Origin of the sequence: Luteimonas fraxinea, assembly GCF_021233355.1 — a bacterium.
Lineage (GTDB): Bacteria > Pseudomonadota > Gammaproteobacteria > Xanthomonadales > Xanthomonadaceae > Luteimonas > Luteimonas fraxinea.
Genome location: NZ_CP089507.1, coordinates 1,450,424 through 1,463,774 on the forward strand (window position 1 = coordinate 1,450,424; position 13,351 = coordinate 1,463,774).

12 protein-coding genes are annotated in these 13,351 nt (G+C 67.4%); 4 read left to right on the plus strand and 8 right to left on the minus strand.

The window, feature by feature from the left end; all coding sequences use genetic code 11:
• Positions 1–50: 50 nt before the first annotated feature.
• The 3 genes from LU699_RS06515 to LU699_RS06525 form a co-directional block, all read right to left on the minus strand.
• Positions 51–227, minus strand: coding sequence for a CsbD family protein (locus tag LU699_RS06515; RefSeq protein WP_232133980.1), 177 nt, complete (start codon positions 225–227; stop codon positions 51–53).
• Between the two features lie 116 nt (positions 228–343).
• Positions 344–1,183 (minus strand): SDR family oxidoreductase, encoded by an 840-nt coding sequence (locus LU699_RS06520; protein WP_232133979.1) that lies wholly within the window; start codon positions 1,181–1,183, stop codon positions 344–346.
• 131 nt (positions 1,184–1,314) lie between these two features.
• On the minus strand, positions 1,315–2,544 hold the full coding sequence (locus LU699_RS06525; RefSeq protein WP_232133978.1) for a GAF domain-containing sensor histidine kinase: 1,230 nt from the start codon (positions 2,542–2,544) through the stop codon (positions 1,315–1,317).
• Between the two features lie 124 nt (positions 2,545–2,668).
• Between LU699_RS06525 and LU699_RS06530 the strand changes: the two genes are divergently transcribed.
• Together LU699_RS06530 and LU699_RS06535 are read left to right on the plus strand one after the other, a co-directional pair.
• Positions 2,669–3,451 (plus strand): transglutaminase domain-containing protein, encoded by a 783-nt coding sequence (locus LU699_RS06530; protein WP_232133977.1) that lies wholly within the window; start codon positions 2,669–2,671, stop codon positions 3,449–3,451.
• Between the two features lie 166 nt (positions 3,452–3,617).
• A complete protein-coding gene (locus LU699_RS06535; protein ID WP_232580516.1) occupies positions 3,618–4,346 on the plus strand; it encodes an alpha/beta fold hydrolase in 729 nt (242 codons plus the stop codon).
• 43 nt (positions 4,347–4,389) lie between these two features.
• On the opposite strand, the gene LU699_RS06540 is transcribed toward LU699_RS06535, so the two are convergent.
• The 3 genes from LU699_RS06540 to LU699_RS06550 all read right to left on the minus strand — a co-directional run bounded on the left by LU699_RS06540 (position 4,390) and on the right by LU699_RS06550 (position 7,670).
• The gene (locus LU699_RS06540) at positions 4,390–5,484 is read right to left on the minus strand and encodes a DNA glycosylase AlkZ-like family protein (RefSeq protein ID WP_232133975.1); all 1,095 of its coding nucleotides are present in this window, start codon (positions 5,482–5,484) and stop codon (positions 4,390–4,392) included.
• Positions 5,485–5,564: 80 nt separating this feature from the next.
• On the minus strand, positions 5,565–6,674 hold the full coding sequence (locus tag LU699_RS06545; RefSeq protein WP_232133974.1) for a catalase family protein: 1,110 nt from the start codon (positions 6,672–6,674) through the stop codon (positions 5,565–5,567).
• Between the two features lie 171 nt (positions 6,675–6,845).
• Positions 6,846–7,670, minus strand: coding sequence for an alpha/beta fold hydrolase (locus LU699_RS06550; RefSeq protein WP_232133973.1), 825 nt, complete (start codon positions 7,668–7,670; stop codon positions 6,846–6,848).
• Between the two features lie 250 nt (positions 7,671–7,920).
• Between LU699_RS06550 and LU699_RS06555 the strand changes: the two genes are divergently transcribed.
• Complete coding sequence (locus tag LU699_RS06555) at positions 7,921–10,083, plus strand: TonB-dependent receptor (RefSeq protein ID WP_232133972.1); 2,163 nt, start codon at positions 7,921–7,923, stop codon at positions 10,081–10,083.
• Positions 10,084–10,253: 170 nt separating this feature from the next.
• Here LU699_RS06555 and LU699_RS06560 read toward each other — a convergent pair whose 3' ends face one another.
• Both LU699_RS06560 and LU699_RS06565 read right to left on the minus strand, forming a co-directional pair.
• Positions 10,254–10,964: an outer membrane protein gene (locus LU699_RS06560; protein WP_232133971.1), complete on the minus strand. Its 711-nt coding sequence runs from the start codon at positions 10,962–10,964 to the stop codon at positions 10,254–10,256.
• A gap of 264 nt (positions 10,965–11,228) precedes the next feature.
• A complete protein-coding gene (locus LU699_RS06565; protein WP_232133970.1) occupies positions 11,229–12,323 on the minus strand; it encodes an ABC transporter substrate-binding protein in 1,095 nt (364 codons plus the stop codon).
• Positions 12,324–12,450: 127 nt separating this feature from the next.
• On the opposite strand from LU699_RS06565, the gene LU699_RS06570 reads away from it, so the two are divergent.
• The gene (locus LU699_RS06570; protein ID WP_232133969.1) at positions 12,451–13,293 is read left to right on the plus strand and encodes a class I SAM-dependent methyltransferase; all 843 of its coding nucleotides are present in this window, start codon (positions 12,451–12,453) and stop codon (positions 13,291–13,293) included.
• Positions 13,294–13,351 lie beyond the last annotated feature (58 nt).

A 13,351-nucleotide genomic window follows, 5' to 3' on the forward strand; every position in this document is an offset into this window, starting at 1 on the left:
CACACGAAAAGGGCGGCCGAAGCCGCCCATCCGTGACACCTGCCGCCGCTTCAGCGGCCCTTGCGGGCGTCGTCGTTGGCCTTGCCGACCGCGCTCTGGACCTTGCCGGCGGTCTTCTGTGCCTTGCCGGCCACTTCCTTGGAGGTGTTGCCCGTGACCTTGCCGACGACTTCCTTCGCGGTGCCCTTGACCTGGTTCTTGATGCCTTCGCTGCGATTCTTGTCCACGTCGATGTCTCCGGCCTGCTGGATTGCAGGGTGGGAACGATATGCACCGCGTGCCGCAATGCCGGGGTGAAGAAATCGCGCCTCGCCGTGCACCATTACGGAAACGCTCAGCTGGATCAGAGGATCGGCGCGCCGCCGGTCACCGCGTAACGGCCACCGCTCATGTAGCTCGCTTCGTCCGACGCCAGCAGCACATAGATCGGCGCGCATTCGGCCGGCTGGCCGGGACGCTTGAGCGGGACCTGCGAACCGAACGACGCCACTTCGTCCGGCGGCATCGTCGACGGAATCAGCGGCGTCCAGATCGGGCCCGGCGCGACAGAGTTCACGCGGATGCCTTTGTCGGCCAGCAGCTGCGCGAGACCCGCACTGAAATTCGCGATCGCACCCTTCGTCGCCGCATACGGCAGCAGCGTCGCCTTGGGCTTGTCGGAATTGATCGAGCTGGTGTTGATGATCGATGCGCCGGGCTGCATGTGCGGCACCGCGGCCTTGCACAGGTGGAACATCGCGCTGACGTTGACCTGGAAGGTGTAGTCCCACATGTCATCGGGAATCTCGTCGAGCGAGTCGTAGCTCATCTGGTAGGCGGCGTTGTTGACGAGGATGTCGAGGCGGCCGAACACGTCGATGGCCGTCTGCACGATCGCGCGGCAGTGCGCGGGATCGGCAATGTCGCCGGGCATCAGTGTGCAGCGCTGCCCGGCCTCTTCGACCAGGCGCTGCGTCTCGCGCGCGTCCTCGTCTTCGTTGAGATAACTCACCAGCACGTCGGCGCCTTCGCGTGCATACGCGAGTGCGACCGCGCGGCCGATGCCGCTGTCGCCGCCGGTGATGATCGCGACCTTGCCTGCGAGCCGGCCGCTGCCGCGATAGCTGTCTTCGCCATGGTCGGCGGGTGGATCGAGCTTTTTCTCGACGCCGGGGACATCCTGCTGCTGCGCGGGCTGGTTCATGACGGCTGTTCTCGAAAGGCGGGGCCTGTCACGCTCGCGCCCGCATCGTCGAACGACCGTGAATCCCGACGTATCCGTCTCGTCCTAAACGTCAGGACGTCAGCAGTTCGCCCACTGTCGAACCGCAGGGCTCACACTTCGGCGAGGTGGCCCGATGCCGGCGTCTCTGCAACAACAGCCGCATGCAGCGGCATCACGAACGACAGGCGTGTATCACTGGCAACCGTCGCGGCGTCGATCCGCCCCGCGTGCGCGCGGGCGATCTCACCAGCGATGAAGAAATCCCAGGAGCGCGGCGGGCGCGTATCGATCCCACGCCCGGTCAGCGGGCCGGACACGCTGTCGAGTTCGTTGCCCGACAGCACCAGACCGGGTGCCTGCACGTTGAACACCAGGGCCTCGTCGGTGGTCGAGACATCGATCGACACGGTTGCATCCGGCGCGACGTGCCGCAGGACGTTGTTCGCCAGATTCACCAGCAACTGGCCGAGGCGTTCGACATCGCAATCGACATCGCGCTCGACACGCGCCGCCGTGACGAGCGCGCGTTCGGGGTGGGCGCTGACCACCTGCGACAGCACGCGCTGCAATTCGATCGCCACCTCGGCGGCAGGTGTGCGCACCAGCGGCACGCCGTTGGCCAACCTGTCGTGTGCGAAATCGTTGATGCCGCCCACCACCGACGCCATGTGCCAGAGATTGGTTTCCATGCCGACCACGCGCGCGCGGATGTCGTCGGCGAGGCCGGGCGTCGTGCGGATCAGGTACGCATCCATGACCAGCGCCTGGATGGGTTCCTTGAGGTCGTCGCCGACCGCATGGATGAAACGCTCGCGCGCCTTGGCGACATCCAGCGCGGTATGCAACGCCGCCTCGCTCCACGCGTGCTTCTCGTCGGTTTCGAGCTGGGTGCCGATGAGCTCGGCGAACAGCTCCATCATCTGCAGGGTTTCCGGCGTCTCCACCGCCGACGGCAGCGGGTCGATCGCGCACAGCGTGCCGAAGAACTCGCCGTTGGCCCGGTGGATCGGCACCGAGATGTAGCTCTCCAGACCGTACAGCCGCGGCGTGTGGTGATCGGCGAACTCCGGGTGCTGGCTGGCGTGTCCGAACACCACCGGCTGGCGATGCTGGCGGATCTCGTCGCAGATCGTCGTGCGCAGTTCCAGTTCACCGCCCGGCGCCAGTCCGAACGCCACCTCGTCTCGCACCGCGCAGGCCGTCCAGCGCGTGTCGGTCACGCGCGCGACCGCGGCGAAACGCAGGCCGGTCGTGCGGGTGATGACTTCGAGGATCTTGGGCACGGCCGCGATGCGGTTGATGGCCGCGAGATCGCGCTGTGCCGCTTCGGCGTCGGACATGGCGGGGAATCGGAGGGGCTGATGGGTGCGCGTCAGCCTACGCGCCCGGCCGCAGCGCCGCCACCGCGACACCCGCTACACGCGGCGACGCCCACGCTGCGTCTTTCCCTCTCCTGGATGCACGATGCGCCTGCTGGCCGGTTGCGAACTCGTCGTCGAGGCGGAGGTGGACTGCGCCGTCGTCGCCATGCTCCGTCCCCGCAGTGGTGACGCCCAGTGGCTGGTCAGCGAGCACTACGCGTTCGATCCCGATGTGCGGCCCACGGAATTCGTCGATTCGTTCGGCAATCTGTGCCAGCGCTTCGTCGTGCACAGCGGTCGGATGCGCATCCGCACCGAACTGGAAGTCGAGACCGAACGCGACATCGCGGTGGCGCCGTGGACCGCACCGATGCCACCGGCCGCCCTGCCCGACCACACGCTGCAATATCTGCTGCCGAGCCGCTACTGCCCGAGCGACCGGACGTTCGAGCGTGCGCTGGAGATCGTCGACGAGGCGGGCCCGCGCGCCGGCCAGGTCGGCGCGATCGTCGCGTGGATCCGTCGCCACATCGAATATCGCTACGGCGTCAGCGATGCGACCACCGATGCGCTCGACACGATGGGACACGGCGCTGGCGTCTGCCGCGACTACGCGCATGTGGGCATCACCCTGTGCCGAAGCCTGCGCATTCCCGCGCGCATGGTGGTCGGCTATCTGCATGGCCTGGAACCGATGGACCTGCATGCCTGGTTCGAGGCCTATCTCGACGGCCGCTGGTACACCTTCGACGCGACGCAGTCGGCGCCGCGCGGCGGACGCATCGTCGTCGCCTACGGACGCGACGCGGCCGATGTGGCGTTCCTGACCAACTACGGCCTGCTGCAGACGGTCGAGATGCAGGTCTGGGTCGGCGAGAAGCCCTGACGCCCCAAACGCGCACGCCGTCACGACTGGCCGAAGGTCCAATGCCGCGCGTGGCGCGTGCGTGCTGACATCCGGCCACTGGCCCTCTCCCCCACATGGCCGGCTCGCGACCGGCGCCGTCGGCCGCGCCACCTGCGTGCGGCCTTCGGGCCGTGGGAGAAGTCCGATGCTCCGATTCTTCGATCGCCGCGACACGCGGCTGCTGCGACTGCTGCTGATCCTGCTGGTTGCCTTCTTCGCCTCGGCCGCGCAAGCCGCGCAAGCCGCGTGCCGAGACGCCGTGGTGCTGGTGCACGGCAATGCCGGCAAGCCCGCGCATTTCGACAACACCTACGTGGAACTGCGCGCCCGCGGCTGGACCGATTTCGAGATCCTGCGCCCCGACTGGGGCAGCAAGACCTGCGCCGCGTGCAACGACCACAGCGGCAGCGAGGAAACGCCCGTCCTCGACGCGCTGGTCGAGGCGATCGCGCGCTCGTGCACCGGCAAGATCGACGTCATCGGCCACTCGATGGGCGTCACCCTGGCGGCGAAGCAGATCGTCAACTACGGCCTCGTCAACGACGTCGCGACCTTCGTCGGCATCGCCGGTGCGTATCGCGGCCTGTGGAGCTGCGGCACATATCCGTGGAATGTCGTCACCTCGACCTGCGGCGCGCAGGGTCTGTCAATCAACAGTCCGCTGCTGGCATCGCTGGCCGGCAAGCCGCTCGGCATGAAGACGTACTCGATCAAATCCTGGATCGACCAGATCGTCTGCTACGGCGGCGTCTGCACCGTCGCCGGCGTGCACAGCTCGACGCTGCCGGCCGAGACCGCGAGCCACACCCTCCCGACCGGGCACTTCGGCCTGTTGACCGACACGGCGGTGCTGCAGGTGAATCTGATCCAGTAAGCCGCTATGTGCGTGCGACGCGCCACGGGCTGCGTCGCACGCGTCACGCGAGACCGAGGAACGCCCGCATGCGTTCGAGTTCGGCGTCGAGTCCGTCGCGGAACGCCGCGTCGCGTGGCGCCTTGCCGTCGACATGACCGAAGCTTGCGTTCAACACGCCGCCGACGACCGACACGTTGCCCCAGCCGATCACGCGATCGCCCCACAGCAGCGGCAATGCGTAATAGCCGAGCTGGCGTTTCGGCGCCGGCGTATAGGCCTCGAAGCGGTAACGCCAATGCCACAGCAGTTCGAAACGACGCCGGTCCCAGACCACCGGATCGAACGGCGTCAGCAGCCGGACACCGGCATCGGGCCGCCAGCGCCGGCTCTGCGGTGATTCGTCGGCGGGCCAGACCCAGTCGACACCCTCGATGCGCGCGCCGCCGAGGCGTGCACGCGAGCGCGTCAGCGTTGCAGCGCGCGCGGCATGCCATTGCGGCACGCCGCGTCCGAGATACGACATCAACTGGCGCAGGCTGGCTTCGGGCAACGGCGCGTACTTGTGCACCAGCAGATCAAGCATCCGGTCCAGACGCCGGTCGATCTCGTCCGCATCCAGTTGCGCCGCATCCGGCTCGCGCAGCGCATAGACCCGCGTGCCGCCATCACGGCGGGCGACGCGCAACAGGCCGCGGTAGTGCATGCCGTCGAGCAGCTGGGTGCTGGCATTCGACGAGCCGCCGAACCAGTTGGCGACCTTGCCGTGGGCGAAATGCGAGTCGACCTCGCGCGGATGCACGGCGCCGCGTTCGGCGATGAAGGCGCGTACGGCCTGCGCCTGCCGCCAGCGCGCGGGCGTCCAGGTTTCGCGCGCGGTGCGCGGATGCATCAGCGCCTGTGTCTCGCGCGGCAGGAAGCCGTAGTTGACGAAGAAATCCTCTTCGAGCGCCAGTCGCGGATAGCGGCGCTCCAGATCACCGGCGCGATAGTCGACCACGCGATGGCGCAACGTCAGGTCCTGCGCGCGCGCTGGTGCGCGGATCGGATCGGCCTGCACGAAGCCGAGCCTGCCGACCGCGCGCATCAGCGTGGTGGGCTTGAACAGGGATCGCGCCACCGCATGGCGGCGCAGATGATCGAGGGTCAGCGGCGGCATCGCTGCATGATGCCAGCGCGCGGGCGGCATCGGCGTCGCGTCATGCGCACCACGACGCGGTGCCGATCAAGCGCAACACATCACGCGCGCGAACCAGCGCCCGCGAACGGACATCCCCGTTGCAGCGGCTGTCCGTTGTGCTGCGCACGGAACCGGTGCGAGGCCTCGTACGCCGGCTTGCGCAGTCGCATGATCTCGCCCAGCGGGCGATGCGCGGCCAGGCCGTGCCAAGGACTGAAGCCCACGCCATCGTCGATCTCGCGGCTCAATGCCTGCGTCCACGCCGCCTGCGGTCCGGCCACCAGACGCGCCACGGTGCGGAACGGGCTGCGCGCCTCATCCCACTCCGCCGATGCGTCATCGACCGGCATGTCGGCCAGCGATGTCGACAGTTGCGCGCGCAATTCCCACTCGGCGGTGTTGGCGCCGAAGAACGCGACCACCGCATCGCGGATCGCGTCGTCGTCCTTGAGGTCGAGGCGGACGTCGGTCAGCGCGCGCAGCGATGTGGACACCGGCACCAGCTGGTACTTGGCGATGTAGTCGCCATGCCGGATCGGCAACTGCGTGAAAAAGGTTTCGCCGAGAATATGGTTCGGCGGCTCGCCTCCCATCGATTTGAGCGTGGCGCTCTCGCCGCCCATGGCTTCGAGGCCGCGCTCCGTACCGCGCAGGATCGCCGAGATCACACGTTTGGTGCGGTCCATGCGATCAGTGGTCTTGGCCAGCAGCTTGAGGTTGCGCAGAAAGGACTTGCCGTTGGGCGAGTTGAAGGTCGGCCCATTGACTAGGATGAACTCCTGCACGGCCATGTCCTCGCTGCCTTCCAGACGCGCACCTTCGACGCCGCAGATCCGCATCGCGACACCGCGTGGCGTGGACACGCGATCCGACAGCAGATCGCCGGGCGTCGTCGACAGGCGCAGCACCGTGTCATAGCGACCGGGCTGCGCGAACAGGCCCTGCGCGAGCTCCGGCGCAAGGCCGTCGTCGATGTGCAGCGTGGCTTCGAGCAGGCCGTGGCTCTTGGCGTGGACGGCGCGCAGGCCATGGCCTTCATCCTCCAGGGTGATCTGCTGGATCGACTGCAGCACCTCGACCAGATCGGCCGCCAGCTCCGCTTCGTCGGGGCCTGGGGTGGCGAGGCGCTCGTCGTAACGGGCGAAGGTGTCGGGGGTCGGAACGGACATGGCGTGGCTTCCGGTTCGGGGGCTGGGTGCAAGGTGCGTGCGTCGGCATGACGTGGTCGTCGATGCGGCCGGCCATGGGCCCGCTGGCGAGCGACGATTCAGTGAGCCGGACAGACGAAGGCCGCGTCGGGATGGACGCGGCCTTCGAAGTCGGTCTTCGCGGTCGAAGCCTTACTTCTGCAGGAACGCGATCAGCGCCCGATTGAACGCATCGGCGTGACTGGCGTTGAAGCCGTGCGGCGCATCCGGCACCACGACGGCCTCGCTGCCGGCGATCGCCGCGTGCGTGCGCTTGCCCGAACCCTCGTACGGCACGGTGCCGTCGCTGTCGCCGTGCAACACCAGCGTCGGCACCGTGACCTTCTCGAGATCCTGGCGGAAATCGGTGGTGCCGAAGGCCTTCATGCAACCGAGTGCGGCCGTCTGGTCGGACTGCTTGCACAACGCGATCGCCTCCTGGCGCGTCTTCTCGTCGACCTTCAGTTCGCTATTGGCACTGAAGAAATCCTTGGTGAAGCCGTCGAAGAAGGTGTCGCGGTCCTGCTTGAGGCCGTCTTCCATTTCCTTGGCCTTGTCTTCGGTCAACGGACCGTCGGGGTTGTCGGACGTCTTGAGCATGTACGGCGGCACGGCAGCGGCGAACACGACGCTGTGCAGGCGGTCTTCGCCGTAGTTGGCGATGTAGCGCGCGACTTCGCCGCCGCCCATCGAGAAGCCGACGAGGGTGACGTCGCGCAGATCGAGATCTTCGAGCACGCCGGCGAGATCGGCAGCGAGCGTGTCGTATTCGTAGCCGGTCGGCGGCTTTTCCGAGCGGCCGAAACCACGGCGGTCATAGGCCACGACGCGATAGCCGGCATCGCGCAACGGACCGGTCTGCGCCTTCCACGATTCGGCGGACAGCGGCCAGCCGTGGATCAGCACGACCGGGCGGCCGTCGCCTCCGGTGTCGTCGATATGCAGGCGGACGCGGGGCGTGGCGTTGACTGAAGACATGGTAATTCCAGTGCGGGGGTTGGGCGGCCATCAGGCCCGGCGCGCCATGGCGCACCCGTGAAACCGCCCGGGACAGGCAGGCGTCCGGTCAGCCCCCGTGCTGACACGTGGAGGCGAAGTCACGACGCGACGACACGGCGTTTTCCGATACCGCACCCACCCCGTTGATGTTGGGCTCTTGTTTGCGAGAATGATTCGCATTAGCATGCGCGCCAATCCGGCCGCCGGCCGTATTCATCCGGGAATCCAAGTGACCAATCTCTCCGGGGGCGTACCGCGCCCCGCACGTCGCGCGCTGTCCGTCTGCCTGTCACTGGCGATGCTGCCGGCCGCCGCGCAGGTGCCGCCGCCGTCCGCGACCACGCTCGACACCCTCGTCGTGACCGCTGACGTGCTCGACCGCGACGACAGCCGTCCGGGCACCGTGTCGACCGCAACCAAGACCGCGCTCGATCCCAAGGACGTGCCGCAGACGATCAACACGCTGGAGATGAGCAAGTCCAAGGTCTACGGCCTCAACGACCTCAGCGTGCTGCTCGACGGCACGCCCGGCGTGGACACCAGTTACGACATGCGCGGCGACGGCATCCTGCTGCGCGGGTTCGAGGCCGACTCCAACGACATCTACCGCGATGGCGTGCGCTCCGCCGGCCAGGTGCGTCGCAGCACCGCGAACGTCGAGCGTATCGAGATCGTCAAAGGCCCGGCTTCGGTGTTGTACGGCCGCGGCCTCGGCGGCGGCATGGTCAACCTGGTCAGCAAGCAGGCGCGCTTCGACGGCGTGAGCAGCGCCAACGTCCGGTTCGGCAGCTGGAACAACCAGGGCGGCACGCTCGACATCAACGAAGTGCTGTCGCCGCAGTGGGCCGTGCGCCTGACGGCCGATTACGAGGAAGCCGACAGCTTCCGTCGCGGCATCGCCAACGACAACCGCATGATTTCGCCGAGCGTGCTGTTCGACAACGGCAACGGCCTGACCTGGCTGGGCCAGTACACCTACGACAAGATCCATCGCATTCCCGACCGCGCACCGGCCTACGACGCGCTGCCGGCCGATGTGTCGCACCGCATCGCCTATGCGCACCCGCACGACTTCGTCGAAGACACGATGCGCATGGCGCGCTCGGTGCTCGACTACCGCATCACCGACGACTGGTCGGTGAAATGGACCGCAGCGCTGAGCGAGGTCAGCCAGGACTTCGACCATCTCTACGCCGGCACCTACTGCGGCACCGACGGTCGCCTGCTGAGCAATGGCCGCCCCTGCACCACGCGCGGCCTGATGACCTTCACCCGCGCCTGGCAGGAAACCGAAAACCGCACGCTGAGCAATACGGTCGATCTGACCGGACGCCTGCGCACCGGCGCGATCGAACACGATCTGCTGGTCGGCATCGAGGACAGCCGCGAGCAGCGCAATCCGGACCTGTCGACGTCCGCGGCGACCTCCGACCCGTCGCTGGCGTATCCCTTCGGCGTCGATCCCTACAACCCGCAGTGGGTCGCACCGAAGACACCGCGCGGCGCGGCGCGCACGTCGAACCGCCACCGCGCGGAATCGCAAGCGCTGTACGTGCAGGACCTGATGGCGTTCGGCGATCACTGGAAGGTGCTGGCCGGCGCGCGCTTCGACCGCTTCGACTTCCGCACCACCAACCGCATCACCAACCAGACCCGGAACTACGACGGCACCACCCTCAGCCCGCGTGTGGGCGTGATCTGGCAGCCGGTCGAGGCGCACAGCGTCTACGCGTCCTACAGCAAGAACTTCGCGCCCTACGGCGGTCGCGGCCTGATGAGCGTGGCCGTCGCCGAGAACGCGGTGTTCGACGAAGAGCCGCAATACTCGCGCCAGCTCGAAACCGGCCTCAAGAGCGACTGGTTCGACGGACGTCTGTCTTCGCAACTCGCGGTGTACGAGCTCGAGCTCTACAACGTGCGTTATCGGCCGGATCCCGAGAACGAACCCTTCACGTTTGCGGTGCGCGGCAGCGAGCGTTCGCGCGGCGTCGAAGCGAGCCTGACCGGCCGACTCGCACGCGACTGGTATCTGCGCAGCGGGTTCGGCCTGCAGGAAGCCAAGGTCGTCGAAGACAAGATGACGCCGGCGAACGAGGACAAGTACCGCATCGGCGTCGCGCGCAAGACCGGCAATGCGTTCATCCGTTACGCACCGGAAGGCGCGTTCTACGGCGAAGTAGGTGTGACCTATCGCGGCCCGGTGTTCAACAACGCCGCCAACACCAGCGAACGCGCCGGCTACACGCGCTGGGACGCCTCGCTCGGATGGCGCGTGATGCCGTGGACGGTGACGCTGGCGGTGACCAACCTCACCGACACCGACTACTGGCGTTCGACCAGCATGCCGGGCGCGCCGCGCACGGCGCTGGTCAGCATCAACTACGTGTTCTGAGCCGACGGACCCCACACGTAGGATGGGTAGAGCGCAGCGAAACCCATCATTCGCGGCGTATCGAGGTGCAGCAGGTTTTTCTGCGCGCCACCCACCGTACGAACGCGATGCAAACAAAAACGGGCGCCCTGGGGCGCCCGTTTTCATTGCAGCAGATCAGCAACGCTGGATCAGAACGTGTACTCGGCCTGCAGGCCCAGCAGCGCGGTCGAGCGCTTCGGACCTTCGAAGCGCGCGCCCGAGATCGGATCACGCACGTCGCCGGACTTCGCACGGTAGTAGTCGTAATGCACGCCGACGCTGAAGTTCTCTGTGGCGTTCCAGCCGGTGCCGACGCCGGCGTACCAGCTGTTGCGGCCATCGCTGCCACCGCTCTCGAGGCCGAGATCCTGGCCGACCGAGTTGTAGTAGTCGACGTTGTTGTCGGACGCGCGGAAGAAACCGCCGCGGCCGCTGACGTACCAGGCCGGGGTGACGTTCAGACGCGCGTTTCCGCCCACCTGCCAGCCACGCAGCGCATTGCGGTCGGCGCGCTGGTTCACGTCGTCGCCGTTGTTGATGTTGCGCACTTCGATATTGCCGAGGTCCGCGTAGCCACCCTCGACGCCGAGGCCGAAGTTCTGCGACAGCTTCCAGCGGTAGCCGCCCACCAGGCCGTAGCCGGTCTTGCGACCGTCGCGGCTTTCGAACACGTTGAAATCGCCGGTGCCGAAACGGCCGGCGGTGCCGCCGTCGGTGCGGCCGACGTTGCCGGCCACGAAGGCATTGCCCTGGCCGACCTGCAGATCAGGACGGTAGGTGTCCCCGCCGGCGCTCTGGGCGAAGGCAGTGGGAGCGCACAGCGCGGCCGCGATCGCGGCGGGAATCAGGAGCTTCTTCATCGGGGCCATCCTTTCTTGGTCTTGGACGCGCTCGATCGATGACTCGATCGCGCGTCTGCGGGGGAAATTCCGCAACGCCAAGGGGGCGTCGCGGGCCGCAGTAAAGACCTTCAAGGCTGAAGCGCACACAAACCTTCACGCGTCCTGCACGAATTCGACACCGATACGTTCAAGTTCCGTTTACGGCGATGAGGAACCCGACGCCGCCAGAACAGTCGCGGCATGCGAGTCCACATGCCGCGCACACAAACGCATTGCGGAAATTCAGGGTGCAGTCACGGCTTCCACGACCGGTGCGTCCACACCGTCGATGCGCGCTTCGACTTCGAACATGCCCGATCCGCCGCCCAGGCTTTCGACACGCACCTCGTAGCGTCCGGCGGCGAGCTGCGTCGACAGGCGCGAGTTGGTGCCCGAACCGCCATCGTCGTCTTCGAAGGTGCCGCCCGGACCGTCGATGTGCAGCACGGTGTCGAACTCGTCGGAACGCGCTTCGAAGGTCACCTGCGCGGCATTCGGCACATCGAGCACGAAGCGGCGGCCGCTGCCACCGTCGACACGCGCGACGGCAACCTGGCCCGACACCAGTGCCGTGCCGTCACGCGTGACCATTCCACCCGGCAGCGGTGCATAGCGCACGGCGAGATTGAAATCGCCGCGACCCGCGTCTTCGAGCGCAGCCGCGTTCAAGGTGTAGGTACCGGGCTCGAGGAACAGGCGCAGCATCGAATCGGTGCCGCCACCGCTGTCGTCGTTCTCGGCCTCGACGTTCGGGCCACGCACGCGCAGTACCGGATCGAACGCGCTCGACGCGAGCGTGATCGTGTACAGACCCGGGCGCTCGACGTGCAGCGTGTAGTCCTGCGCACTGCCGGTCAGCCAGTCGATGACTTCGCCCTCGCCCATCAGCGGCTTGCCGTCGTAGGCCGCGATGGTCTTCGCGCCCAGGCGGAACGGGCCGAACGCTTCGGCGCCACGACCGCTGACCGCGACCAGATAGTCGCCCGCCGACTTCGCGCGGAACGCAAGACCCGGACCCTCGCCTTGCGCGATCAGCTGATCGCCGTTGAACACCGCCAATGTGCCGGGCAGCGCGCCTTCCAGCGTCAGCGATACGGCCTGACCTTCGGTCAGCGGCAGCGAGAAGCGCTGGTAGCGGCTGCCGTCGCTGTAGTTGATGCCACTCGACGAGGTGATCTCGCCGGACACCTCACCGTCGAGCGCCAGCGCTGTCGCGCTGTCGTCCGTCCTCGCGGTCGACGCGGCGCCGTCGCCATCACCGCTTCCCGACACGTTGAATCCACATCCCGACAGCAGCAATCCAGCCGAGACGGCCAGGCTCAAAGCGGCAACGCGCATGCGACGACTTCCGATGAGGGGACGGGATCCGTCCGGAGTCGCGATTCTCGTCGAAGCGCGGACAATCGGACAGGGGCGGAACGCGGACCGGTTACGATGCCCGCCCGATCCGCGACCCGATCCCGCGATGCCCCACGCCACCGGCCCCCTGCTGACCCGCGACACCGCCGACGCGATGCTGGCCGCGCGACGTGCCGGCGCGGGCGACTGGACGGGCTCGCTCGATCTGGGCCGCAACGTCGACACGGTGACGTTCGAAGGCGACCACTGGTCGTGGCGCGGCCATGCGTATCCGTGGCCGGGCACGTTGAAGGACCGCACGCTCTATGTATTGGACGGCGACGACTGGACCGCGGTGTCGCGCTACGGACGCTCGCTGATCAAGCTGGTGCCGACTGACTGGGGTCCGCCGACGTTCGAGATCGACGGCATCAAGATGCTGGTGTCAGCGCGCATCTCGCCGATCGAGGACGCGCGGCAGAAGGTCGCGCTCGTCGCGCCGCGCGGCAAGACCGTGCTCGACACCTGCGGCGGCCTCGGCTACTTCGCCGCGTGCTGTCTCGAATCGGGCGTCGCCAAGATTCGCTCGTTCGAAAAGAACGAAGACGTGTTGTGGCTGCGCACGCTCAACCCGTGGTCGCCCGATCCCGACGCGCCGGAAACCGGCAGCCGCCTGCACCTCGCGCACGCCGACATCTCGCAGGCGATCGTCGACATCGCCGACGCCAGCGTCGACGCGGTGCTGCACGACCCGCCGCGCTTCGGCATCGCCGGCGAACTCTATTCGCAGGTGTTCTACGACCACCTCGCGCGCGTGCTGTGTCGTGGCGGCCGCCTGTTCCATTACACCGGCGCACCGAACCGCCTGACCAGCGGCCGCGACGTCCCGCGCGAAGTCGCACGGCGACTGGAGAAATCGGGCTTGAAAACCGAACTCGCGCTCGACGGCGTGTTGGCGGTCAAGCGCTGAAGCGATCGCGATACCGATCCAGGCCACGCGGCGCACGCATCACCCAACGATAAGGCCA

Coding starts and splice junctions, on each gene's coding strand:
- LU699_RS06520 (WP_232133979.1), bottom strand. CDS start 1,183: ATGAACCAGCCCGCGCAGCAGCAGGATGTCCCCGGCGTCGAGAAAAAG.
- LU699_RS06525 (WP_232133978.1), bottom strand. CDS start 2,544: ATGTCCGACGCCGAAGCGGCACAGCGCGATCTCGCGGCCATCAACCGC.
- LU699_RS06530 (WP_232133977.1), top strand. CDS start 2,669: ATGCGCCTGCTGGCCGGTTGCGAACTCGTCGTCGAGGCGGAGGTGGAC.
- LU699_RS06535 (WP_232580516.1), top strand. CDS start 3,618: ATGCTCCGATTCTTCGATCGCCGCGACACGCGGCTGCTGCGACTGCTG.
- LU699_RS06540 (WP_232133975.1), bottom strand. CDS start 5,484: ATGCCGCCGCTGACCCTCGATCATCTGCGCCGCCATGCGGTGGCGCGA.
- LU699_RS06545 (WP_232133974.1), bottom strand. CDS start 6,674: ATGTCCGTTCCGACCCCCGACACCTTCGCCCGTTACGACGAGCGCCTC.
- LU699_RS06550 (WP_232133973.1), bottom strand. CDS start 7,670: ATGTCTTCAGTCAACGCCACGCCCCGCGTCCGCCTGCATATCGACGAC.
- LU699_RS06560 (WP_232133971.1), bottom strand. CDS start 10,964: ATGAAGAAGCTCCTGATTCCCGCCGCGATCGCGGCCGCGCTGTGCGCT.
- LU699_RS06565 (WP_232133970.1), bottom strand. CDS start 12,323: ATGCGCGTTGCCGCTTTGAGCCTGGCCGTCTCGGCTGGATTGCTGCTG.
- LU699_RS06570 (WP_232133969.1), top strand. CDS start 12,451: ATGCCCCACGCCACCGGCCCCCTGCTGACCCGCGACACCGCCGACGCG.